The following is a 24,973-nucleotide window of genomic DNA, read 5'->3' as shown; positions in this document are numbered from 1 at the left end:
AGTACCCTGAAAAAGTGAATTCGCTTTCAAAAAATAGCAATTAAAAAAGTTGCCCACAAATACTTGACTCAATCAGTTAAAGGCGTGTATTTGCACCATTATACTACCAATGATAAAATGAAAGTTAAGACTGAATGGGAAGTGAATGTTTTCAATGGTAAATATTTTAAATAAATTATTTGATTTCAACAAAAAAGAATTGAAGAAATTAAATAAAATTGCTGACCAAGTGGATGCATTAGCACCACAAATGGAACAGCTTTCTGATGAAGCACTTCAAAATAAAACAGAAGAATTTAAATCTCGTTATCAAAACGGTGAAACTTTAGATGACTTATTACCTGAAGCTTTCGCTGTTTGTCGCGAAGCTTCCCGAAGAGTGCTTGGCATGTATCCTTATCGCGTGCAAGTGATGGGGGCGGCTGTACTACATGACGGTAACATCGCTGAAATGAAAACCGGGGAAGGGAAAACGTTAACTTCCACAATGGCGGTTTATTTGAATGCCCTCACTGGTGAAGGTGTACATGTTGTAACAGTCAATGAATATTTGGCAAAACGTGACGCCACTGAAATGGGTAAATTATATGAATTTTTAGGTTTGTCTGTTGGGCTCAATTTAAATAGCTTGACGAAAGAAGAAAAGCGTGAAGCTTATGCAGCGGACATTACATACAGTACAAATAATGAACTGGGCTTTGACTATTTGCGCGATAACATGGTGCTTTATAAAGAAGACCGTGTGCAACGCCCATTAAACTTTGCCGTTATTGACGAGGTGGACTCGATTTTAATTGATGAAGCAAGAACGCCATTAATCATTTCTGGACATGCGGGTCGTTCGGCAAAACTTTATGTGCAAGCAAATGCCTTTGTTCGCATGTTAAAAAAGGATGAAGATTACACTTACGATGAATCGACTAAAGGGGTTACGCTTACAGAAAGCGGTATGACGAAAGCGGAAAAAGCTTTCGGAATCGACAACTTATATGATTTGGCTCACGTTCGTTTGCTTCATGCAATTAATCAATCCTTAAAAGCCCATGTTTCAATGCAAAGAGACGTCGATTATGTTGTGCAAGATGGAGAAGTAGTGATTGTTGACAGCTTCACTGGCCGTTTAATGAAAGGTCGTCGTTATTCAGATGGTCTTCACCAGGCGATTGAAGCAAAAGAAGGCGTGGAAATCCAAAACGAATCGATGACAATGGCAACCATCACATTCCAAAACTACTTCCGTATGTATAAGAAATTAGCTGGTATGACAGGTACAGCAAAAACGGAAGAAGAAGAATTTAGAAATATTTATAATATGAATGTTGTTGTCATTCCAACAAACAAACCAATAGCCCGTATTGACAAACCAGACCTTATTTTCGCAACAATGCAAGGGAAGTTTGAAGCTGTTGTAAAAGATATTGCGGAACGTCACGAGAAAGGGCAGCCGGTTCTTGTTGGTACTGTAGCGATTGAAACGTCTGAAATTATTTCAGAATTGTTAAAGAAACATAAAATTCCACACAACGTATTAAATGCAAAGAACCACGAACGAGAAGCTGAAATCATCGCTCAAGCTGGTCAAAAAGGTGCTGTGACGATTGCGACGAACATGGCTGGTCGTGGTACGGATATCAAGCTCGGTGAAGGTGTAAAAGAGCTTGGCGGACTTGCAGTAATCGGTACAGAACGTCACGAATCTCGCCGCATTGATAATCAGTTGCGCGGTCGTTCCGGACGTCAAGGAGATCCAGGGATTACTCAATTCTATTTATCCCTTGAAGACGATTTAATGCGCCGCTTCGGTTCAGATAGCATGAAAGCCATGATGACGAAACTTGGGATGGATGATTCCCAACCAATTCAGTCAAAAATGGTATCGAAAGCGGTTGAATCTGCACAAAAACGCGTAGAAGGAAATAACTTTGACGCTCGTAAACGTTTGTTACAATACGATGAAGTGTTGCGTCAACAGCGTGAAGTCATCTATAAAGAGCGGAATGCTGTTTTAGAATCAGAAAATATGCGCGAAGTTGTGGAACACATGATTCGCGAATCAATTGAAAATATAGTCCATACGTATACTTCTGGAAATAAAGAAGAATGGAACTTTAAAGCAATTGAAGATTATATTAAAGCAAACCTTCTGGATGAGGGAGATATTACTGTAAATGATCTTCATGGTAAATCACCGGAAGAAATGATTGATTACATCTTTGCTGCTGCAATGGCTCGTTACAATGAAAAAGAAGAACAATTGACGCCAGAACGTATGCGTGAATTTGAAAAAGTTATTTTACTTCGTTCCATCGATACGAAATGGATTGACCATATTGATGCAATGGACCAACTGCGTCAAGGTATTCATCTTCGTGCTTATGGTCAAACAGATCCGCTTCGTGAATATGAGCAAGAAGGATTTGCGATGTTTGAAGAGATGATTGCTGCGATTCGTGAAGATGTCACGAAGTATGCAATGAAAGCCCAAATTCGCAATAACCTGGAGCGGGAAGAAGTGGCGAAAGGTCAAGCAGTGAATCCGAAAGAAGAGGAAAAACCAAAACGCCAGCCGATTCGTAAAAAGCAAGACATTGGTCGAAACGATCCATGTCCATGCGGCAGCGGCAAGAAGTATAAAAACTGCCATGGTGCAGTATCTTAATTCATTTTCTCTCATCATCTCTTTTGAAAGTTTTCTACAAAACCGTTGTCACCCTTTTTGATGGCACGGTTTTGTTTCGCGATTTGGTAAGAGACTTACTTCCATATTAAATGATTCTGTTTATTTGTATTGGGGTGCAAGGTAGGTTCGAACATTCTCTATTCAATTGAGTAAGATCAGTTTGCCGACCTTCTCCCGTTAAGTCATTTTATTTCTTCAAATCTAATTAAATTGGAGGAGCTTTTATGGAATTATCTGATGTGCGAAATATTTTAGAAACTACAGCCGAAAAATTGGCGGATTTCAGGGGGTCTCTTTGACTTAGAAAACAAAGAAGCCCGCATTCAAGAATTAGAAGAAATCATGATGATGCCCGACTTTTGGGATGACCAAAATAAAGCGCAAAGCATCATTAATGAGGTAAACGGTTTAAAGGCCATCGTAAATGAATTAAATGATTTATTATCCACTCAAGAAAACTTAGAAATGACTCTTGAATTGTTAAAAGAAGAGCCTGATGAGGATCTTCAAGCAGAGCTTGTTCAGGAATTGAAAGAGTTTGAGGAGAAGTTAGAGAACTTTGAGTTACAGCTTTTATTAAGCGAACCATATGATAAAAACAATGCCATTTTAGAGCTTCACCCAGGAGCTGGAGGTACAGAGTCTCAAGATTGGGGTTCAATGCTTCTTCGTATGTATACTCGTTGGGCAGATAAACATGGCTTCAAAGTGGAAACCCTCGATTATTTACCAGGGGATGAAGCGGGTATCAAATCGGTGACATTGCTTATTAAAGGGCATAACGCTTACGGTTATTTAAAGGCGGAAAAAGGTGTTCATCGTTTAGTGCGTATTTCACCTTTCGATTCTAATGGTCGCCGTCACACATCCTTCGTTTCCTGTGAAGTGATGCCAGAGTTCAATAATGAAATTGAAATCGAGGTTCGCCAGGAAGATTTAAAAATAGATACGTATCGTTCCACAGGTGCAGGGGGGCAACACGTTAACACGACGGATTCTGCTGTCCGCATTACGCACATCCCAACAGGAATCGTTGTTTCTTGCCAAGCGGAACGTTCGCAAATTAAAAACCGTGAAAAAGCAATGAACATGTTAAAAGCAAAATTGTATCAATTAGAGATTGAAAAACAGGAAGCAGAACTTGCTGCACTTCGCGGTGAACAAAAGGAAATTGGTTGGGGTTCTCAAATTCGTTCTTACGTGTTCCATCCATATTCGATGGTAAAAGATCACCGCACGAATGTGGAGACTGGAAATGTGCAAGCGGTAATGGATGGCGATATTGACTTATTCATTAACGCTTATTTGCGCTCTCAAATCACAGCGAAGAATTAAATGATATAAGTAACAAAGTGTGCAAAATCATTTCATTGGTTTTGTGCACTTTTTATTTTTTTATTAATTGAATCAATTTCATAAATCATAGTATTTCTGAAGTATAGAGTACCCCTATACTAAAAACTTTGTTTTTTTTTAAAATTATGCAACTTGGTTTTGTTGCTGTAATAAAGCATTGATTCTTCAACAGCTAGTTTGCAGGTATTATAAATTAACGTCACCAGATTGAAATGCATTTTTGCTTTCTTTCCTGTACGATGACGGACATTGTTTAATTGAAAGTATTCCTTTAAATAAGCGTTAACGCGTTCGACTGCTGTACGTTCTTGATAAAGCTGTTTCCATCGTTCTGTCCCACGTGCTGGATAGGTAAATTTACGGATATCTATATCACATTTGATTTTGAAAACTTTTTGGCAAAGGGTGTCTTCTCGTAATGGGCAAGTTGCACATTCCTTTGGACGTGTGAATTTTAATGTATTGTACTTAGCGTCAAAGCTGTCATATTGGTAACTATGTTCACGCACACAGGTTGGACGAAAATGTTCATCGAATCCTATATATTCTCCTTCTCGGCGAACGTTGTAAGGAATCACGACTCGCATGGACTGTGATACGGCTTGACGGTAAATAGGTTCAACATCATAACCAGCATCAAATATAGCGATTGTAAATTGACCGTTTCCTAAGTGATGAAGTTTTTTCAATAAGTATTTGGAGTGAATTTAATGAATTCTTTTAACTCCTCGATAGAATAAGATTCTTCTACACCATTTCCATCATAAATTTTCACCTTAGAGTAGAATTCATCATTTAAAGTAGTCTCATTTGGAGTGAATTTAATGAATTCTTTTAACTTTTCGATAGAATAGGATTCTTCTACACCATTTCCATCATAAATTTTCACCTTGGAGTAGAAATCGTCACTTGAGTTAATAACACTTGCAGAAGTATCTTGGGTAGTATAAGAGATACCCACTAAAGCAATAGCAAGTGCAAAAGAAAGTTTACGTTTCAAAAAAATTCCTCATTTTCCTATCTTATAGTAATATGGTAAAATATGATAAAATATAAGTCAACTTAAAATTGAAAGGAGTATTTTTTTATGAAAAAAAAGTTTCCTATATTAATTATTCTTACTATAAGTTTTATGATTATCAGTACATTCCTATATCTTAATAATGTTACGCCTACTATTCAAAACGATAAAAAAGCTCGTACAGAACGAATATCATCAGTTCTCAACGATGTATGGGATAGATTTGGATTTTTTAGTTACCAAATTGGCAATACTGACACTACTATTTGGATTGTAATGGATGATAGTAAAAATGAGGAAGAATTAATGACATACTTAACTGAAAATTTATCTCCTTCAGATTTAAAATACTATAATATTAAAATACTGAAGAAAAACAAAGAAGAAGCAAAAGTAGAAAGAGCTATGCAACAAATTTCATATTTGATATTTGATTATATACAAGAAAAAGGATATAAAAATATTAAAGTTATGTATCCTACTTTCGATAAAATGAAAGGTTTAATAACTATTGAAAATTCAAGTGAAGTTTCTAATGAAGTTTTAAAAAAAGAATTTGAGAATCTAGTCGTGAATCACTACACTGAACTTTCTATCGACGATAAAATCTCCTACGAAATTCAATTAATCACTCCAAATCACGAAAATGATTAATCTTTAATGAAATGAATCAATTTCATAAATCATAGTATTTCTGAAGTATAGAGTACCCCTATACTAAAAACTTTGTTTTTTTTTTAAAATTATGCAACTTGGTTTTGTTGCTGTAATAAAGCATTGATTCGATCAACTGCTAGTTTGCAGGTATTATAAATTAACGTCACCAGATTGAAATGCATTTTTGCTTTCTTTCCTGTACGATGACGGACATTGTTTAATTGAAAGTATTCCTTTAAATAAGCGTTAACGCGTTCGACTGCTGTACGTTCTTGATAAAGCTGTTTCCATCGTTCTGTCCCACGTGCTGGATAGGTAAATTTACGGATATCTATATCACATTTGATTTTGAAAACTTTTTGGCAAAGGGTGTCTTCTCGTAATGGGCAAGTTGCACATTCCTTTGGACGTGTGAATTTTAATGTATTGTACTTAGCGTCAAAGCTGTCATATTGGTAACTATGTTCACGCACACAGGTTGGACGAAAATGTTCATCGAATCCTATATATTCTCCTTCTCGGCGAACGTTGTAAGGAATCACGACTCGCATGGACTGTGATACGGCTTGACGGTAAATAGGTTCAACATCATAACCAGCATCAAATATAGCTATTGTAAAATGACCGTTTCCTAAGTGATGAAGTTTTTTCAATAATGGAATCGCAGCTTTACAATCACTTAAATTACCTGAGGACATCAAACGAGTGATGATATATTGACTTTTCGTCGAAACAGCTAAATGGGCTTTATAACCAAACCAGAATGTATTTTTTCCTTTACTATTCTTTTTCACACCCCATTTTGGCTCAATCGGTACATCCTTCCAAAGGGTTTCTAATGGGATATCCAGCTGTTCTTTCAGTTCTTTTTCATAGGTTGATTGATTTCCTTTTTTCTCTACTTGTTCGGCTAACCAAACAGCTCGTTCAGCTTTAGTTTTACGACCACGTTTTTTAGGAGTTTTAGGTGCTTTCTTTTCTGATGGTGTGAAAGCATCACGAGCTTCAAAGTGACTCGCATCGATGGCGACATGTTCATCATTTAGAAAGCCTTCCAACATCGCTGTTTTGATGAGTGTATCGTTCATTTTATCTAGCACATCTGATTCACTAATGACTTGAATCATGCGTGAATAAGAGCTTTCAGATGGTACGACATCAGACACAAGGAATCCACAGTCGAAACGAAATAAAGGATCATGGACCAAACGTTTGACTAAATCCTTCATTGTTGGAATTCGTTCGACAATACGAATAATCAGCGATTGAATCATTGCACCATAATTCAATTCACGTGGCGCACCTTTCAATGTCTTTTTAGAAAACAATTGAAAAATAGGTTGAATGTCAATCACACTAAAAATGGCATCATAACGATGGGAACTTTCCATTTCTAATAATTGATGGATGTCAAAAAGAGAAATTTGTTTTACAATAGTCATAGGGTACTCACCTCTTTCGTATGGTTTGTTTGGTTACTTACCATTATAACGAAATTTGGGGAGGTACCCATTTTTTATTGTCTTGAATCCCTTGAAAATCAAGGGGTGAGAATTATGAAATTAACTCAATTTGATGTATTCGTAAAAGATCCTTAACTTTATCTTTCATCTCCTCATCTATAACCGCAAAAACGGTGAAAAGGTCCGTTGGAACTTGGCGGTGAACGAGAAATTCAGCTTGTCGTCTCCGCTTTCTATCTGGATCTTCCTCCGTGTCAGCCCAATACAATTCTTTCATAATCGTCCAATCCACTTTCTCTAGGTCATCTAACCGGGAATAAAACTCCGGTAAAAACATAAGGTAAACCACTCTGTTGAATTTTCGATATATCTGTAACAAAGTAAACAATATCGCGCTGATTAACTCCGTTATTGATTATCGAATACAGCATAGGAGAGCGTGCGGCAAAATAAAAAGGCACATAATCATGTAAATCCCCACCAGGAGAAAGGGGGATATGAATTCCAGACCTTCGTATTTGAATATCTGAATTTGCGATATCTTTATGTTGGCTATTTTTCGCTACCACTTCCGAATAGGCTAATAATCCCCTATTTTTAAAAATTGACGGCAAATTTTTAACATGTGTCATATGAAAAAGTAGTTTATTCGTCTCCATTTTCCACGACCTGTCTCATCATTTCTTCTTTTTATATAACGATCATCTTTTCATTCATTTTATCACACTTCAAGGAAGCATTCTTCTTTTCACAGCCAATACATAATGCATTTAAGATTTCTTACACAATACGAAACAGAAAAACTCCGCAGAGATCTTACTCTCCACAGAGCTTTACTTTAAAGCAAACCCACTAGCTTTATCTACAAGATAACCTTACTTTCTCTTGCTTCTGCTAAAAATTTATCGCTTGATTTATTAATGCGTTCTTTCAGTTTGATGCCGATGAAAAGGAACACGCCCATATAGCCAAGGAGCCAGGCGATGTGCTTCCATACTACCGGCCATATGATTCCGCCTACTGCTTCACGGAACAAGCCCAGGGCATGCGTGAATGGCAGGAAGGCATGGATTTTTTGGAAAAAGGCAGGTGTCATCTGAATCGGGAATGTCCCGCCTGAAGCGCCCAGCTGCATGACAAGCAAGACGATGGCAATCACTTTTCCAGTATTTCCGAAGACTGACACGAGCGTGTAGACGATCGTAACGAATGTTGTGCTGATTAAAAAACCAAACAGCACGAACATGAACTTATGGGCAACGAATGTTTTCAATAGAAACATATCGCCCATCGTGACGACGAATGCCTGCATTAATCCGATGGACCAAAATGTTAGGAATCTGCCGAAATAAGCTTCATAGCTTTTGTAGCGATGTTTATTCGGAACATCGACAATCAATGATGATACTAGGATTAAAGCGCCGACCCATAGAGACATGGCTGTGAAGAATGGTGACATCGCTGATCCATAGTTAGGGATTGGAAATAACTCATGTTCCTTTAGTAAAATCGGATCCGCGAAAAAATCACCTTCGACATTCGGATCATTTTTCATTAAGTCAATGAGTTGATCCAAATCGCCTTTTTCTTCTAAGTTTCGAATACGATTGGCCATTTCAATGACTTTTTCTTTCACTTCCGGAAAAACTTCATGTGCTTTTTTCAGCCCGTCTTTTCCTGTGTTAAGTCCTTCTTCTGCTTTGCCTAGAAGCTCATCCACTTTCGGGAAAGTCGCATTGGCCTTTGCGAGCATCCGATTGCCTTCTTTAATAGCATTGTTCGCCCTTTCCGAAGCTTTTTCATACTTCGGCATCAGTTCATCGTCAATAAATCGGATAAGCTCTGTGATGGAGTTATCCATCTTCCGTGATTTATCTTTAATATCAGTTAGGGCTTTTCCTATATTCTCTTTGCTTTGACGTGTATTTTCGACAAATTGAAGGATCGTGCTTTTGAATGCCTGAAGGTCTTTTTGCATTTGCTCAAGACGTTCTGCGCCATCCAATAACACCCCTTGGTCAATGCGCTGCTGAATTCCTTCGTTAAACTTAACGAGTGATTGGATCGCATTTTGTCCGCTGTCAATCCGTTCTGTCATATTTTTTAATGCCTTAATGGTCTTTTCAGGATTTTTTGCCACGTCCAGCAATGTATCAGCCAGTTCAGAAGCGCTCGCTGCTGTTTCTTTCAAGCGATCTAATTCACTGCTAATTTCGCTATCAATCTTTTGCAAATTGGCGATGGCCTCATCAAAAGCATCAACCACTGTCGTTTCCGCATAATTGATGACCTCGTCAAGCCGCTGATCGACTTTTTCAAATTGCTGTTTAAGAGTATTCCAGATGACTGGACTGACCTCTTCGCCGCGTTCAATGGCTTTCAGTGTTTTCGTCAATAGCTCGCTCGCGCTCGTTAATTGATCTTGAAGATTTGTTAACGAAGCAATTGGCTTTTCTAGCAACCGGCCGCCACTTATGTCATTCACGCGAGTAAAGACAGCTAATAAGGTCTCCACTCTGGATAGATTTTTATCTACCACCGGCAGGATGGTCTCAATTTTCTCTTTGTACTGTGTCGTATCAACGAGTCCGCCGTTTTCTTCCCATTTTGTAATTTGATCAATCACTGATGTATTCACCTTTTGCAGATCAACCAGTGTGTCTTTTACTTTAGGCGCCTGTTGACGAATAGCCTCAATGTCTTTTTCAATTCTTGGAATAATAATGGTCTCATAAGTATTGGTGATATCTGCCATACGCTGTTCAAGATCTTTTGTCATTTCATCAATTTTTACAGCGAGATCAACAGCAACATTTTCTCCTTTTTCAAGCTTATCAATGGCTTCTTTAATATTACCTTTGAGCTCATCCATTTTTTCATGTTCACTGTTTAAAGTGTCAATGATCTCTTCAATCTTTCGTTCTTCCGTTAGCTTCTGATCCGACTCTTCAAGCAAATCTGCCAGCTTCTGCAATGCGGCTGTTCCATCATCAATCTTTCCAGTGCCTTCGCTAATTTTATCTAATAACCTGTCAATATCCGTCCCTTTTTCAGAGACACGGTCTACAGCATCAGGAATTTGTTGAATGACTTTCTGCGCTAAGCGCAAATCTTGTTTGACGAGCGGAACGTAAGTACGAACAGACTTATCTACGTCTCTCATCACCTTTTCGATTTCTTCGCTCATTTTTTCGGCCTGGTCACTAATTTCCCGTGCTTTTACCATGCCTTCATTAGCCTTTTCAATGGCTGTTTCAGCGTGTTCTAAATCCGTGTCAGCAACCCCTAGCACGCGTTCAATTTCAGGCAAATCGCCTTCCAATCGATAAATGGAATCTCTGATTTTTTCAATAGAGGGGCGATTGACTTCAAGCTCGATCCCAACCTCATTGAACGCGGTGAAAATGGCTTCGTTTGCGACTTTGACAAAGCCGCTCTGAATACTTTCAACAATACCTGAAGCCCCTGCGCCAGTAACTTTAGGCGCAATCGCATTAACCTTTTCATTGATATAATAGCTGAGTTCAGGCTTTTCAGGTTCATCCGTTAACACACTCGTTAGTTTTTCCGAGAAATCCTTCGGTATAATAATCGCGGCGTAATAATCCCCCTGCTCTACGCCTTTCATCGCCTCTGCTTCGTCAACAAACTCCCAGCCAAGCTTCTTATTTTCAAGCAGGGAGAGCACGATTTCATTCCCGACATTTACTTTTTCTCCCCGCACTTCCGACCCTTCATCTAAATTGGCGACAGCGACAGAAACGCCCTCTGTATTTTCATACGGGTCCCACGAAGGAATAATATTGAACCAAGCATACATCGATGGCAATATCATTAAGGCGACAATCACGACAATAGCCGCTTTATTTCTCCGTATATTGTTCACATCTGTTTTAAAGATATTTAAAATATCCTTCACTTATAAACCTGGTTATTTTAAAACATAATCATGCTTCATAATAAAATAACCAGTTTTCACCTTCTTTCGATAAATTTAAAAACAATTATTTCTATTAAACTTAGGATCTTGCAGTCTAATTACTATGATAGATCCCTAAGTGACAACCTCTTTTACTATGACTCTTACATTGAAAGCATCTTTTAAAAACTTGTTTTTTTATAATGATTGCAGTCGTGTTCCTCTTCTGCATCGCTGCACAGTGGTTAATAAAGCAGCCTCGAAATGAGATATGCCTGGCTATCATCTCGACTTGATTTCTTCCATTTCCCTCCCTAGATTACAAACATACATCATTCATGTTATACCGTAAATTCTTCTTAATTTTTTTGCGGAATCAGCCATTAGCTTGACCTTATATATTATACCAAATATTGTTCTAAATGCATTTATATGCTCTTAAACTGGTGCTTTAATATCGTTCATTTTTTATTGATCTCAAAATAAAAATAAGCCCTACCTCCGTTCATGGAAGTAAGGCTTCATTCATTGATCCAAGCTTCTTATTTTCTTTTACAGTACACTAGAAGATCCTCTTTTATTGAGAATCATTCCCTCTCTTTATGCCAGTAATGGTTTGCGGGTTCTGTTCGTTCTCTTTCATGTCTCGTACCAGAACATGATTATTTCTTGTATATATGACTTTCACCTTTTCTAAGTCCAGATCAGGTTTAAATGTTTCCGGTTTATTAAAAGTGATCATTAAGTTCGGAGAAAAACCTGCCAGTGGCGAAACAAGCGAAGCAGTTAATCCATAGGCATTTTTAGTGGCGTGCTCTACTGCAAATTGTGATGCCTGCATCTCCGGATCACTGCCTTTAAACGCGACCGGTTCACTATAAGTGATCGTAATGGTGCTATCAGTCTCTTCTTTCTGTGCACCAATCATTATTGGCAAGGCACGATCAATGATGTTCACCGGATCAATATGATCTGTACTCGTCAATCTTGTATTTTCCACCCCGCTTCTCTCTCCTTTAATTGAATCCCCTTGAATCGAGAATAGATTCGCAGCCGCATTTGTAACAAATGTTACGCCGGAATTTGCTGGTCTAAGGGTCAAGGTATTCTCATCCACACTAAATGCAAGCTGAGAATTGCCAGTTAAAGAAATAGGATTGGCCGTAAAGTTTCCGTTCTTATACGTTTCATAGCCTTGTACAGTAATATGATGCGCCTGCAGATTTTTGGCATCAATGTCTTCTTTAAACCTAATAACGATCTCTTCCGCAGAGTTAATAAATATTTTATCAAGCTCTGGCGCTGAAATACTAATACCAGTTACAGATGATACCAGCTTTTCCTGATTTGTCTTTATCCCGTTCTCTGTCTCAACTGTATTTGGCTTCAATTCAACCGTATAAGATTTGCCGTATCTTGGTTTGAAACCTCTCTCCTGCGTGTTGCCATTCAGTTTAAAGGCTGATCCAACATCCTCAATCATCACTGTTTTGCCTGTCGGATCACCGTAGTAAAGCTCCAAGCCTTTGGGATCGATCCACTGATAAATAGATCCCTCATCTTTAATGATCATTTCATCGCTATTTGCGGCCATTAGCTCTTCCAGATCAGCACGCTGGTCAAATGTAAGAAGCAGATCAGCTTTATCCTTATGGCTGGATTGCCGTACGAACTGAGCTGAAACACTGGTTATTTCAATATCTTTTTGCGCCTTAGCCTCCAAGCCCGTAACCTCTTGATTCAAGGCATGGGGAAAAATCGCATTGGCAACCATATTTGAAGGAAGATCAACCGTATAAGCTAAATCATTCTCTAATCTATACCCTTCAGCAACGGAAATTTTTATCTCTTTATCTCCTAAATGATTCCCTTCATTGGCCAGCTCTATATTGGCAACTGGAATGGTATGCCCGCCCGGCTTTTTCACAACGACTAAAATAGGATTAATCAAAGCCTTGTTTAGATTTTTATCGAACATGACGATTAAATCATTATGAACGACCCTTGCCAATATTGCTTTCGGCTGTGCGTCTGAAAGGGTAGGAGTCTTGATGCGGATGGTTCGTTGAACGTCAGATAACTCCGCACCCTTATCTGTTTCTACTCGATTTGACACCAGAATTTTGTATGTTTCCTTTACATTAAACTTCTTGCTGTCTATATTCTTATTTAATGTAAACTCAATAGATGTTTTCTCAGTAGCATCGGCCCAATCACCTTTAGCCAGACCATCTCCGCTCAGATCAGAGGCGACTATATATTCCTCCAAACCGCCGCTTAATCGATTGTTTTCATAAATTTGATAGTTGCGTGCTTCAAGAGCTGAGTTAGACATTTTTTCGTTAAATTTTAAAATCAGCTTATCTTGCTTGCCATCGACGATGACCTCTGGCTGTTCTGCGCCTTTCTTCAGCATAACTGGAGCAAATGTTTCAACAATATCGGCTACGGTCTTATTATCGCCATTCATTAAAGCAACGGTATAGTTAGCATCTGCTTTAATCGAGTCATCTTCTAAGATCACCGCTGCTTTTGTATGATCCTCATTAAAACTAATCGTCTGCGATTGAACTGCGTCTGAACTACGAGCAGATTGTCCCGCATGATAAACGATGAAACGCTTCCCGCTATATTCAATTTCGGCTGCTAAATCTTCATCCAACGCTGAACTAAAGGTAACTTCAAATTTCGTTTCATTAAACACAGTCACCTGTTTAATCGCCGGGAAGACTTTCTTTTTTGGCACTTGAAGACGAGCTGTCTCCACTTCAGTACGGTAGACAAAAGCGGCCATTTCCACACGGGTGACATTTCCTGATGGAGCAAATTTACCCTCGCTTCGCCCCGCAACAATGCCAAGACTTCCTAAAATATTAATATAATTAAACGCCCAGCCCGAAATATCGGAAAAATGGACCTCAGCCTCTTCGTTCAATTTGAGATTGTAAGCCGCCACCATCATCTTCGCCAATTCTGCGCGAGTGATAGAGTCATTGGGCCGGAAAGTTCCATCAGGATAACCTGTAATGACGCTCTTTTTTTGTGTTTGAAAGGCTGCTATGTATTTTGACGCCCAATGATCCCTTGAATCGGCGAAGGCAGGTTTTTGATGATCACTTACATCAAGACCTAAAGAAATAGCCAATATTTTCACTGCTTCGGCACGAGTCAGTTCGTTATGAGCACGAAAGCTTCCATCCGGATAACCCACAATCGAACCATTTCCCACCAAATAATCAACCGCCTCTTGACCCCAACCAGGAACATCTGTAAAACGATTAGCTGATTGACCCATCCCTGGTGACAATATAGAAGCAAGAAGTACAGCAACACACATCAAAGCCAAAAGTTTACGGCTAATTAATGACATAAACTTATTCAATTACATTCGCCCCTCTGTATTTAAAAAGCAATATCCTAACAAGAAAATGATATTGAATATCAATTCAGTTTCATTTCCTATCATTCTATAAATCCTGAGTTCTATCCAATATTTACATAGGATATTACACCCTAAAGTATATCAAAGTCATTTTCTAAAAGAGACAAATTAATTAATTATATGAATCAATTTCATAAATCATAGTTTTTCTGAAGTATAGAGTACCCCTATACTAAAAACTTTGTTTTTTTTTAATTATGCAACTTGGTTTTGTTGCTGTAATAAAGCATTGATTCGATCAACTGCTAGTTTGCAGGTATTATAAATTAACGTCACCAGATTGAAATGCATTTTTGCTTTCTTTCCTGTACGATGACGGACATTGTTTAATTGAAAGTATTCCTTTAAATAAGCGTTAACGCGTTCGACTGCTGTACGTTCTTGATAAAGCTGTTTCCATCGTTCTGTCCCACGTGCTGGATAGGTAAATTTACGGATATCTATATCACATTTGATTTTGAAAACTTTTTGGCAAAGGGTGTCTTCTCGTAATGGGCAAGTTGCACATTCCTTTGGACGTGTGAATTTTAATGTATTGTACTTAGCGTCAAAGCTGTCATATTGGTAACTATGTTCACGCACACAGGTTGGACGAAAATGTTCATCGAATCCTATATATTCTCCTTCTCGGCGAACGTTGTAAGGAATCACGACTCGCATGGACTGTGATACGGCTTGACGGTAAATAGGTTCAACATCATAACCAGCATCAAATATAGCTATTGTAAATTGACCGTTTCCTAAGTGATGAAGTTTTTTCAATAATGGAATCGCAGCTTTACAATCACTTAAATTACCTGAGGACATCAAACGAGTGATGATATATTGACTTTTCGTCGAAACAGCTAAATGGGCTTTATAACCAAACCAGAATGTATTTTTTCCTTTACTATTCTTTTTCACACCCCATTTTGGCTCAATCGGTACATCCTTCCAAAGGGTTTCTAATGGGATATCCAGCTGTTCTTTCAGTTCTTTTTCATAGGTTGATTGATTTCCTTTTTTCTCTACTTGTTCGGCTAACCAAACAGCTCGTTCAGCTTTAGTTTTACGACCACGTTTTTTAGGAGTTTTAGGTGCTTTCTTTTCTGATGGTGTGAAAGCATCACGAGCTTCAAAGTGACTCGCATCGATGGCGACATGTTCATCATTTAGAAAGCCTTCCAACATCGCTGTTTTGATGAGTGTATCGTTCATTTTATCTAGCACATCTGATTCACTAATGACTTGAATCATGCGTGAATAAGAGCTTTCAGATGGTACGACATCAGACACAAGGAATCCACAGTCGAAACGAAATAAAGGATCATGGACCAAACGTTTGACTAAATCCTTGATAGTTGGAATACGTTCGACAATACGAATAATCAGCGATTGAATCATTGCACCATAATTCAATTCACGTGGTGCACCTTTCAATGTCTTTTTAGAAAACAATTGAAATATAGGCTGAATGTCGATAGCACTAAAAATGGCATCATAACGATGGGAACTTTCCATTTCTAATAATTGATGGATGTCAAAAAGAGAAATTTGTTTTACAATAGTCATAGGGTACTCACCTCTTTCGTATGGTTTGTTTGGTTACTTACCATTATAACGAAATTTGGGGAGGTACCCATTTTTTATTGTCTTGAATCCCTTGAAAATCAAGGGGTGAGAATTATGAAATTAACTCAGTTATGTTTAATAAAAACTTTATCGAAGCCACATTAATTTGAAATGGGAAATCATAATTCTTTTTATTTTTATTTGCATGTTCTAACGTGTATTCATCGTACAAGCAACCCCTATCGTACAGGAACCTAAAACTTATTAGTTGCATATTAATAAGTGACTTGATTTATGAGGGGGAGTTTCAGTTGAATCAGTTTCCATACGGTAATCAACCAATGTATAATCAACGAATTACAATGCAGCAAGCTCAAGAAATAGCACTTCAAAGAGTACCTGGAAGAGTTATGCATGTAGATATGGATTTAGAAAATGGTGTTTTAGTTTATGAAGTATTTATCATGACAGCAGAAGGAATGATATACGAAGTAGAAGTTCTTGCAAGAAACGGACAAATATTAAAAGTTGACCGAGAAAATGATTATGATTAATAAACAATCTTTAAAGAAGTGAGTTTTTTAAGAAATGAAGAGAACTTCAGTACCGAAATAGTAGTGTAAATCTGCTTATTTCGGTTTTTTTATTGTATAAATTGCTAAAAAAAGGAAGGGTATTGTGATTAAGAGAAGAAATTAGCCGTCGGTTATATAGAAGGAAACAAATTTGTATTAATTATGATAAATTTACAAAAGTTCATAAGAAGTTCGATTTTAAATGCAATTTTTTTTCTAGACTATTCCTATCGTTGATAAAAATTTAATGTCGCGTTTATACTATGAAAGTCCATGTAGTTGAATAAAAGATTGACCGAAAGGTGATAAGTGTAGGTATACAATGTTTACCACCAACAGTGGATTAAAAATAGAGATAAGATGAACATCAAGAGGAGTGTTTGGCATGCAAGGAAAAACAGCAATCATTACAGGTGGCGGAAGCGGATTTGGTAGGGGAACGGCAATTAAACTTGCCGAACGAGGTGCAAATATTAGTATTGTAGATGTGTCGAAGGAACAAGGAAATGAAACGGTAAAGCTATGTAAAGAAATAGGTGTAGATGCCATTTTTATTGAAGCGGACGTTAGTAAAGTGGAAGATGTAAAACGATAGGTTGCTGAAACTGTAGAACGCTTTGGAAAAATTGATATGTTTTTCAACAATGCCGGTATATCAGGATCGGGTGTACTCACTTTAGAATGTCCCGATGATGAATTTGAGGCGATTGTGAACGTGAATTTAAAAGGTGCTTTTTACGGGCTAAAATATGTAGCGAATGAGATGTTAAAAACCGGCGGAGGTTCAATTGTGAATACTGCATCATTAGGTGGAGTTGTAGGTATCCCTACGCTAGGTGCTTACTCTGCAACGAAACATGCAATTATCGGTTTAACAAAAACGATCGCAGGGGAATATGGCAGAGAAAATATAAGAATCAATGCGATTGCTCCAGGTACGAATGAGACACCGATGGTAAAAGCATTTCCACCAGAAGCAATTCAAGCAATGGCGGAAGCAGTGCCAATGGGTAGACTAGGTCAGCCCCATGAAGTAGCTAATGTTGTAGCCTTTTTACTTAGTGATGAAGCATCCTATATCCACGGCGCAGTGATTTCAATTGATGGTGGAGCTGCGGCATTATAGTTATCCAATTATTTGATTTTAACATCTTGTAAACCAGGAACTTACCATAGGGGAAATACCGCTGCAATGATTAGACAAATGGGCTACGAAGGAACACCGACTGATTATATTGCCTTTTTAAAAACAATTAAATGAGGTTTAATGTTTTGAAAATTGTAAGAGGGCAGATTCGGATTATTGAATCTGCCTATAATTTTAAAATAAACTGAAAGTCTCGTAAGTTAATTACTGTGTTTTCAATTTTAGCTCATACATAGGTAGGATGATTGCGCATAAAATTGCTGTGTAGTAAGGTAAATATTTAATCCCCATCGGTACTTTAAATAATGTTATTGAGATAATACCAATAAAGCTCGATAATGCAATTCCTAATATAAATCCTCCAACTAAACCAACAATAATCGATAGAAATACTCTCATGTTAATTTGATTCCACCTTTTTTATAAAAATAAGTTTTGCAGTATTTATGAATAATTGATATGACACATAAGATAAGAAAACTGCCATAAGAGGGTGTAGTGCTCCTACCCACGGGATACTTGATGTAATATTCGCTGTAAATACATACCAAATACACCAAACATGAGGCCAAATACGTAAAGGTAACCCCAACGTGGTAATTTTCCGAGATAAGCGAATAATAGTAAAAATATTGGAACGTTAAACCCGAATAAATGTATATAAGTTATATGGGATAACCAATGGGTTGGTATTACAAATATCGCCAATCCCGCTGTAAATATTTGAATCGCTACACTAATTAAAAATAGAGCTGCTCCTAGAAAGAATAAGTATCTACTCAATTTTTGAAATTTCGTCACATGTAAATTGTCCAAATCTAAAAACCTCCTTCGTTCTAGGTACTAGAATACAGAGGCATTCTAAAATAACTATTAGCCATTTCTTAAATAGACAAAAAGAAGCCCTAAGAATTTAAGGCTTCTTTTCTACTTAATCATTAAATCGATAGCCGACTCCCCATACCGTTTCAATAAACACTGGGGAGGATGGATCTGTTTCAATTTTTTCTCTAATTTTTCGAATATGGACAGTTACTGTAGAAATATCACCGACAGCATCTATGCCCCATATTCGATCAAATAAATGCTCTTTACTAAATACCCGATTAGGATTAGTAGCTAATAAAGTTAATAAATCGAATTCTTTTGCAGTAAAAATCTTTTCCACATCATTAATAAACACTCGACGGGATTCCTGGTCAATCACCAGCCCCCTTACTCGAATTTCTTGTTTTGGTTGGTGACGGTTTGTTAATCGTTCGTATCGTGCAATGTGGGCTTTAACTCTAGCCACTAGCTCATTAGGATTAAAGGGTTGGGATGTCAGCTCCCTTTCTTACAACTAACTATAATTTACGCTTTAAAGTCTAAAGTTGAAGTAGTGCCTATTTGAATACTCGATTTCAATTCTTTATCGTAGTTTTTATGTTTTTTTAATTGAGCATTTTGCATATTTTTTGACCCAAGAGCCATAAGGATTTCAAAGACATAAAAAAGGACTTCACCCCTAAAATGTAGAATTTTTGAAGTGACGAAACAACAAAAAATTCAAAAGGAGGAAGTCACTTTGTATATTCTACAAGAAAGCCTATTTTCCTTTGAAGAACTGCAAAAATTAGAGTCAAAAGAGAAATTACCTATCTTTTTTAGCTCGCTTGATTTACGCCCTTATGCTAAACAGTTGAGAAGTTCTTCACCCCGAGGGGCTGACGGTCATTCCAGAGAAGGGATTCTAAGGGCTCTCATCGCTGCCCCACTCGAAGGCATCGACACCTTTACCGCCCTTCATCATCGATTGGATAAAGACCTTCGTTTCCGTTATCAATGCGGTTTATCGATTGATCGCCCCGCACCGTCTATCTCCACTCTCAGCCGGGTTTTTGCAGCACTTACCAAAAAAAAGCTGGCTGAAAAGATCTTCCTTGACTTGGTACAGTTAGCTCAGGAGGAAGGAATAATTGACGGCAGCCACCAGGCCATCGACAGTGCCGCCATTGATGCCTATGAAAAGAAACAGCCCAAAAAGCGTAGTGAACAAACGGGTAATGCCAATTGGGGCGCAAAATATGATTCCTTCGGCAATAAAATTACCTGGTTTGGCTATAAGATGCATCTTTCAGTCGATACCGCAAGCGAACTGCCAATGGCCATAAAAGTAACCCCTGCCCATGTGAACGATGGAGAAGTCGCACCAGAATTAATCGAGCAAGTGGCAGAGCGTACCAAATCCAAAATTGAATTTCTGATCATGGATGGCGGATATGACCAACTAAAAAACTATGAATCAGCCAAAAACATTGGAGCGCAAGCCATTATCCCGCTCAATTTGCGCAACGAAAAAGAGCCTCCTGAAGGGATTTCTTCCAATGGAACTCCGCGTTGTTCCATGGGTTATGAAATGACTTATTGGGGAGCTGATAAGGACCAGCTCAAGTTCAGATGTCCTCACGCAACCGGCAAAGTGGATTGCCCATTAGGAATGGCAGCCTGTTCATCTTCCAACTATGGAATGGTGGTAAAAGTCGACATCAAAAAGGATGTGCGCCGATATTCCAATCCGCACCGTGATACAAAACGTTGGAAAGAGCTTTACAACGAGAGGACAAGTGTAGAACGCTGTAATTCAAGAATGAAAAGCTACCTTACGTCGAACTCCCTACATGTATGGGGAATTGAGAAAGTAAAGAGCCATATTTACCTGAACGCTATTGTATTACTTGTTTCAGCGCTAGCGATGGCAAAGGAAAATAAAGGGAAGAAAGCCGCTTAAAAAAATTCAATGTGAAAAATTCTGCAGGTATGCCCAAAAACAGGATTATTGTAATATTTTGTAAAATAACATGCTGGTAGCTATTTGTCGAGTGCTTTATTTTTTATACTTTTATCCAAAAAATCTAATTTTGCAAAATGCTCAATTCAAAATATCGTTTTTCAACTTGGTTTTCAATTTCGATTAATATGCTCCATTTTTCAGACAATCCATTTGGCTCTTCTTCCATTAACATAGGTATATCAATTCCAGCTATAGCGTGTCTAGGAGATATACCTTTTTTTCCTATAATAGGTATTTCATAAATACCTACTATTTGTTCTTCTCCATTATGGAATTTAAACCAATGGAATCTTATGAAAGTATCTTGTCGAATTTCATTTAATTGTACTAAGACTTGAATACTCAAATCTGTTGAATAGAATATGTTTTTCTTATTAACAGGTTCAAATTGTTCATTAACATATTCACATAATGTTATTTTTTTTATATACACGAAAGATTACCTCTATTAATCTGTTAGTCCGAAGAATTTAGCAGTATTTCCAGCAGCATATTTTAAAGAGCCAGTAAAAGCTCCATTTATGGCACCTATATTTGCTCCAACTACTGCTCCACCAGTTGCCCCAACTTTAGGTAATTCTGAATTTTTGCCACGCACTGTGCTAAGTAATGTAGCCCCTGCATGTCCTGTTGCCGCACCTATCGCTGCACCCGAAGCTGATTTCTTTGCAATTTCATTTTTTACTGTATCTGGTTCACTCCAACTATTCAAAGTTGATTTTACTTTAGATATTACTGCCATTAAAATCACCTCCTGTATAAATTTAACATAAAATTTAAAAAATGTTAATAAATAATTTGTTTTCTTTGAAGTAAATGGTATATTATGTTTGGTATGATATTTAATAATTAAGGAATAAAAATTTAATGTTTTTATCAGCAAGTTTGATGGAGGCAATATCTGATGGTTACTATTCTTATAGGCATAATATTAATTATTATTGGTATTATTTTAATCCCTGTGGGATATTCTGAATTTAAGAAAGAATTAAAAATGGTAAAAGAAGTATCAAAGATTAAGAGAATATTTGTATATTTTATTACATTTATTGGATTTTTAAGTTTAGATAATTTGTTAGGATGGATATTAAGCTTAGGAATATTATGTATATTAATAGGGGCTGCCTTTATTCTTTTAACAATCTTCTGAATTTCTATATATCTGAATCAATTTCATAAATCATAGTTTTTCTGAAGTATAGAGTACCCCTATACTAAAAACTTTGTTTTTTTTTTTAAATTATGCAACTTGGTTTTGTTGCTGTAATAAAGCATTGATTCGATCAACTGCTAGTTTGCAGGTATTATAAATTAACGTCACCAGATTGAAATGCATTTTTGCTTTCTTTCCTGTACGATGACGGACATTGTTTAATTGAAAGTATTCCTTTAAATAAGCGTTAACGCGTTCGACTGCTGTACGTTCTTGATAAAGCTGTTTCCATCGTTCTGTCCCACGTGCTGGATAGGTAAATTTACGGATATCTATATCACATTTGATTTTGAAAACTTTTTGGCAAAGGGTGTCTTCTCGTAATGGGCAAGTTGCACATTCCTTTGGACGTGTGAATTTTAATGTATTGTACTTAGCGTCAAAGCTGTCATATTGGTAACTATGTTCACGCACACAGGTTGGACGAAAATGTTCATCGAATCCTATATATTCTCCTTCTCGGCGAACGTTGTAAGGAATCACGACTCGCATGGACTGTGATACGGCTTGACGGTAAATAGGTTCAACATCATAACCAGCATCAAATATAGCGATTGTAAATTGACCGTTTCCTAAGTGATGAAGTTTTTTCAATAATGGAATCGCAGCTTTACAATCACTTAAATTACCTGAGGACATCAAACGAGTGATGATATATTGACTTTTCGTCGAAACAGCTAAATGGGCTTTATAACCAAACCAGAATGTATTTTTTCCTTTACTATTCTTTTTCACACCCCATTTTGGCTCAATCGGTACATCCTTCCAAAGGGTTTCTAATGGGATATCCAGCTGTTCTTTCAGTTCTTTTTCATAGGTTGATTGATTTCCTTTTTTCTCTACTTGTTCGGCTAACCAAACAGCTCGTTCAGCTTTAGTTTTACGACCACGTTTTTTAGGAGTTTTAGGTGCTTTCTTTTCTGATGGTGTGAAAGCATCACGAGCTTCAAAGTGACTCGCATCGATGGCGACATGTTCATCATTTAGAAAGCCTTCCAACATCGCTGTTTTGATGAGTGTATCGTTCATTTTATCTAGCACATCTGATTCACTAATGACTTGAATCATGCGTGAATAAGAGCTTTCAGATGGTACGACATCAGACACAAGGAATCCACAGTCGAAACGAAATAAAGGATCATGGACCAAACGTTTGACTAAATCCTTGATAGTTGGAATACGTTCGACAATACGTATAATCAGCGATTGAATCATTGCACCATCATTCCATTCACGTGGTGCACCTTTCAATGTCTTTTTAGAAAACAATTGAAATATAGGCTGAATGTCGATCACACTAAAAATGGCATCATAACGATGGGAACTTTCCATTTCTAATAATTGATGGATGTCAAAAAGAGAAATTTGTTTTACAATAGTCATAGGGTACTCACCTCTTTCGTATGGTTTGTTTGGTTACTTACCATTATAACGAAATTTGGGGAGGTACCCATTTTTTATTGTCTTGAATCCCTTGAAAATCAAGGGGTGAGAATTATGAAATTAACTCCATTGTGTATTTTTTTCGGGTATAAGTCTTTTGGTGAGAGAAACTTTGACGATGTTTTTATTCCTCAAGGATTGTTATAGATAAAAAAAATCCGATTGGTTGCATCGTTGCCAATCGGAAATGAAAAGGGTTTTGCAATTACTCCTTTATATAATGAAGTGCACTCATCAGAAATCATATCCTGATTCAAGCCTTTAAGTAATTTATAAGCTTGAATGAACTGGATACAATTTCTTTATTTACTATATTTTTTAACTAATTTCACCGATTTTGTCAATAGCTGAGACAAATTTTTTTATAAGTCATTGCATTTTTCTTACGAAGATGTATTATAATATTAAAAGAACATACGTTCCCTTCTTGATAATCATTAAATTTAGTAGGGAGGAGTTTTTGTGGCGCATATTCCCATTGAAGCTGTCCCGTATTTGGAATCAGCCATCTATTTACCGATGCTGCTCATCGTTTTAGAAAAAGATTACGAGTTAATAGAGCATGGACAATTTAAGCTAAAGCGCCCTTACGTCCACTTAATTGAAGAAGCAAAAAAATTGGCACAAAGAGATTTACAAGATGTAAAAGCATATTTAAAAAGCCATTATTTAAAAGTTGTCCAAGGTGAAAGAGATGAATTATTTACTGAATATCATTTTCATTACAAACAAATTTTAGAGGTTAGACGATATTCGAATATTCGGTTGAGAAATCGGGTTGAAGAATTGCTAAATTTGTACTTAAATAAGGCATCACAAGCACATTCAGCTATTCAATAATTGCATTTTCTTTTTCTTTAGCAATCTGTAGAAGGCTTAATTCCTTATGAATGGCTTCCCTTTGTTTCAAAGCGAATTTCAGAAGCATTGTTGCGCATACGTATTGAGTGCAAAAAGAAGGATAGTGTATTGGTAAAGTAATTTCATAATCATTTTTTAAAGTTATGATTGTACTATCTTCACATTTTTGTATGTTGATAATCGCGTGCTGAGCTATCCAAATATTTTTAGAAGAATAGGGTGATAAGAGCGGGAAAAAGGCGTAAGGTTGATCATAAGACAAAACGATTGGAAGTTTGTGCTTCTCCTTACCAAAAAACCTTTTTGAAAAGTCTGTTGATGCTTTGTAAGTAGTACCTAATTTTTTTAAAGTATCACCCACAAGCTTCAAAGGTTTTTTGTCAACGTAAAAAATGCCGAATTTGTCATAGACAAGCGAGCAATGTTTTCCCTTATGCTCTACAGGTTCAATTAAATACGTGTTAGGAGTTATATAGTACCAATCAATTACCTCTGTATCTACCATAAAATTCACCCTTTCTAAAAAATTGGAAATTTCATAGTCTTATTATCATAATAATGAGAAAACGGAATAAAATCAATAAAAATTTGGAATATACAGAAAAAACTGACAAAATTTATTTTTGGGCGTTTTTTGGCGTCCAAAATTTAATTTTCACCCCTTTTCTAACGTTGGATGGAGGCAATATTCAAAAGGGTATAAATAATTGTACACACAAGTAATTTTCACACCTAAATGATATGGGAAATAAAGTAGAATTTCCTAATATTATACTGTGGGAGTTTTATTTTTCTAAATATATTGAAAATTA

21 protein-coding genes and 3 pseudogenes are annotated in these 24,973 nt (G+C 37.0%); 9 read left to right on the top strand and 15 right to left on the bottom strand.

The features are described from left to right. The first annotated feature begins 154 nt into the window (after positions 1–154). Positions 155–2,659, top strand: coding sequence for a preprotein translocase subunit SecA (gene secA / locus NSU17_RS04420; protein ID WP_016838028.1), 2,505 nt, complete (start codon positions 155–157; stop codon positions 2,657–2,659). A 245-nt stretch (positions 2,660–2,904) separates the two neighbouring features. Continuing rightward, positions 2,905–4,015, top strand: a protein-coding gene (gene prfB / locus NSU17_RS04415) for a peptide chain release factor 2 (protein ID WP_340704382.1) whose coding sequence is annotated in 2 segments (ribosomal slippage) — positions 2,905–2,964 and positions 2,966–4,015 — 1,110 coding nt in all. Because the reading frame shifts where the segments join, the coding sequence is not laid out codon by codon here. Between the two features lie 144 nt (positions 4,016–4,159). On the opposite strand, the pseudogene NSU17_RS04410 reads toward prfB, so the two are convergent. Both NSU17_RS04410 and NSU17_RS04405 read right to left on the bottom strand, forming a co-directional pair. Further along, positions 4,160–4,674: pseudogene (locus NSU17_RS04410) on the bottom strand (transposase); the annotation flags it as partial. A 47-nt stretch (positions 4,675–4,721) separates the two neighbouring features. Continuing rightward, positions 4,722–5,036, bottom strand: a complete 315-nt coding sequence (locus NSU17_RS04405) for a hypothetical protein (RefSeq protein WP_340704381.1) — start codon at positions 5,034–5,036, stop codon at positions 4,722–4,724. A gap of 87 nt (positions 5,037–5,123) precedes the next feature. Between NSU17_RS04405 and NSU17_RS04400 the strand changes: the two genes are divergently transcribed. Further along, a complete protein-coding gene (locus tag NSU17_RS04400; RefSeq protein WP_340433592.1) occupies positions 5,124–5,711 on the top strand; it encodes a hypothetical protein in 588 nt (195 codons plus the stop codon). 89 nt (positions 5,712–5,800) lie between these two features. Here the strand turns inward: NSU17_RS04400 and NSU17_RS04395 are convergent, their stop codons facing one another. The 6 genes from NSU17_RS04395 to NSU17_RS04370 form a co-directional block, all read right to left on the bottom strand. Beyond that, positions 5,801–7,156 (bottom strand): transposase, encoded by a 1,356-nt coding sequence (locus NSU17_RS04395; RefSeq protein ID WP_340704380.1) that lies wholly within the window; start codon positions 7,154–7,156, stop codon positions 5,801–5,803. A gap of 112 nt (positions 7,157–7,268) precedes the next feature. After that, the gene (locus tag NSU17_RS04390; RefSeq protein ID WP_340704379.1) at positions 7,269–7,454 is read right to left on the bottom strand and encodes a DarT ssDNA thymidine ADP-ribosyltransferase family protein; all 186 of its coding nucleotides are present in this window, start codon (positions 7,452–7,454) and stop codon (positions 7,269–7,271) included. A gap of 25 nt (positions 7,455–7,479) precedes the next feature. Beyond that, complete coding sequence (locus NSU17_RS04385) at positions 7,480–7,836, bottom strand: DUF4433 domain-containing protein (protein WP_340704378.1); 357 nt, start codon at positions 7,834–7,836, stop codon at positions 7,480–7,482. A gap of 203 nt (positions 7,837–8,039) precedes the next feature. Next, the gene (locus NSU17_RS04380; RefSeq protein ID WP_340704377.1) at positions 8,040–11,096 is read right to left on the bottom strand and encodes a YhgE/Pip domain-containing protein; all 3,057 of its coding nucleotides are present in this window, start codon (positions 11,094–11,096) and stop codon (positions 8,040–8,042) included. Positions 11,097–11,673: 577 nt separating this feature from the next. Then, on the bottom strand, positions 11,674–14,478 hold the full coding sequence (locus NSU17_RS04375; protein ID WP_340704376.1) for an S-layer homology domain-containing protein: 2,805 nt from the start codon (positions 14,476–14,478) through the stop codon (positions 11,674–11,676). A gap of 255 nt (positions 14,479–14,733) precedes the next feature. Continuing rightward, positions 14,734–16,089 carry a transposase gene (locus NSU17_RS04370; RefSeq protein ID WP_096550004.1) on the bottom strand — a complete coding sequence of 452 codons (1,356 nt, stop codon included), beginning with the start codon at positions 16,087–16,089 and terminating at the stop codon, positions 14,734–14,736. 311 nt (positions 16,090–16,400) lie between these two features. On the opposite strand from NSU17_RS04370, the gene NSU17_RS04365 reads away from it, so the two are divergent. The 3 genes and pseudogenes from NSU17_RS04365 (at position 16,401) to NSU17_RS04355 (ending at position 17,925) form a co-directional block, all read left to right on the top strand. Continuing rightward, positions 16,401–16,643 carry a PepSY domain-containing protein gene (locus NSU17_RS04365; RefSeq protein ID WP_408647328.1) on the top strand — a complete coding sequence of 81 codons (243 nt, stop codon included), beginning with the start codon at positions 16,401–16,403 and terminating at the stop codon, positions 16,641–16,643. Positions 16,644–17,049: 406 nt separating this feature from the next. Next, a pseudogene (locus tag NSU17_RS04360) lies at positions 17,050–17,790 on the top strand (SDR family NAD(P)-dependent oxidoreductase). Positions 17,791–17,802: 12 nt separating this feature from the next. After that, positions 17,803–17,925, top strand: a complete 123-nt coding sequence (locus tag NSU17_RS04355) for a DinB family protein (RefSeq protein WP_126434450.1) — start codon at positions 17,803–17,805, stop codon at positions 17,923–17,925. 90 nt (positions 17,926–18,015) lie between these two features. Here the strand turns inward: NSU17_RS04355 and NSU17_RS04350 are convergent, their stop codons facing one another. The 3 genes and pseudogenes from NSU17_RS04350 to NSU17_RS04340 all read right to left on the bottom strand — a co-directional run. After that, positions 18,016–18,210 carry a DUF5957 family protein gene (locus NSU17_RS04350; RefSeq protein WP_096550480.1) on the bottom strand — a complete coding sequence of 65 codons (195 nt, stop codon included), beginning with the start codon at positions 18,208–18,210 and terminating at the stop codon, positions 18,016–18,018. A 105-nt stretch (positions 18,211–18,315) separates the two neighbouring features. Further along, positions 18,316–18,627 (bottom strand): DUF6220 domain-containing protein, encoded by a 312-nt coding sequence (locus NSU17_RS04345; protein WP_096550481.1) that lies wholly within the window; start codon positions 18,625–18,627, stop codon positions 18,316–18,318. A gap of 115 nt (positions 18,628–18,742) precedes the next feature. Continuing rightward, positions 18,743–19,129: pseudogene (locus NSU17_RS04340) on the bottom strand (winged helix-turn-helix domain-containing protein); the annotation flags it as partial. 249 nt (positions 19,130–19,378) lie between these two features. Between NSU17_RS04340 and NSU17_RS04335 the strand changes: the two are divergent. Further along, entirely contained in the window at positions 19,379–20,581 is a 1,203-nt protein-coding gene (locus NSU17_RS04335) for a transposase (protein ID WP_096550268.1), read from the top strand. Between the two features lie 124 nt (positions 20,582–20,705). Here the strand turns inward: NSU17_RS04335 and NSU17_RS04330 are convergent, their stop codons facing one another. Further along, positions 20,706–21,077 (bottom strand): hypothetical protein, encoded by a 372-nt coding sequence (locus NSU17_RS04330; protein ID WP_340704375.1) that lies wholly within the window; start codon positions 21,075–21,077, stop codon positions 20,706–20,708. A gap of 15 nt (positions 21,078–21,092) precedes the next feature. Beyond that, a complete protein-coding gene (locus NSU17_RS04325; protein ID WP_096550484.1) occupies positions 21,093–21,386 on the bottom strand; it encodes a hypothetical protein in 294 nt (97 codons plus the stop codon). 162 nt (positions 21,387–21,548) lie between these two features. Here NSU17_RS04325 and NSU17_RS04320 point away from each other — a divergent pair, with 162 nt between their 5' ends. After that, complete coding sequence (locus NSU17_RS04320) at positions 21,549–21,794, top strand: hypothetical protein (RefSeq protein WP_096550486.1); 246 nt, start codon at positions 21,549–21,551, stop codon at positions 21,792–21,794. A gap of 90 nt (positions 21,795–21,884) precedes the next feature. Here the strand turns inward: NSU17_RS04320 and NSU17_RS04315 are convergent, their stop codons facing one another. After that, positions 21,885–23,240 (bottom strand): transposase, encoded by a 1,356-nt coding sequence (locus tag NSU17_RS04315; RefSeq protein WP_340704374.1) that lies wholly within the window; start codon positions 23,238–23,240, stop codon positions 21,885–21,887. 522 nt (positions 23,241–23,762) lie between these two features. On the opposite strand from NSU17_RS04315, the gene NSU17_RS04310 reads away from it, so the two are divergent. Further along, positions 23,763–24,140: a hypothetical protein gene (locus NSU17_RS04310; protein ID WP_016839245.1), complete on the top strand. Its 378-nt coding sequence runs from the start codon at positions 23,763–23,765 to the stop codon at positions 24,138–24,140. Here the strand turns inward: NSU17_RS04310 and NSU17_RS04305 are convergent. Next, positions 24,130–24,666, bottom strand: a complete 537-nt coding sequence (locus NSU17_RS04305; protein WP_096550487.1) for a competence protein ComK — start codon at positions 24,664–24,666, stop codon at positions 24,130–24,132. The genes NSU17_RS04310 and NSU17_RS04305 overlap by 11 nt on opposite strands. Positions 24,667–24,973 lie beyond the last annotated feature (307 nt).

Origin of the sequence: Ureibacillus sp. FSL K6-2830 (assembly GCF_038004145.1) — a bacterium.
Taxonomy (GTDB): Bacteria; Bacillota; Bacilli; order Bacillales_A; family Planococcaceae; genus Ureibacillus; species Ureibacillus thermosphaericus.
Note: the sequence above shows the minus strand (reverse complement) of the source record. Positions and strands in the feature narration are given on the sequence as shown.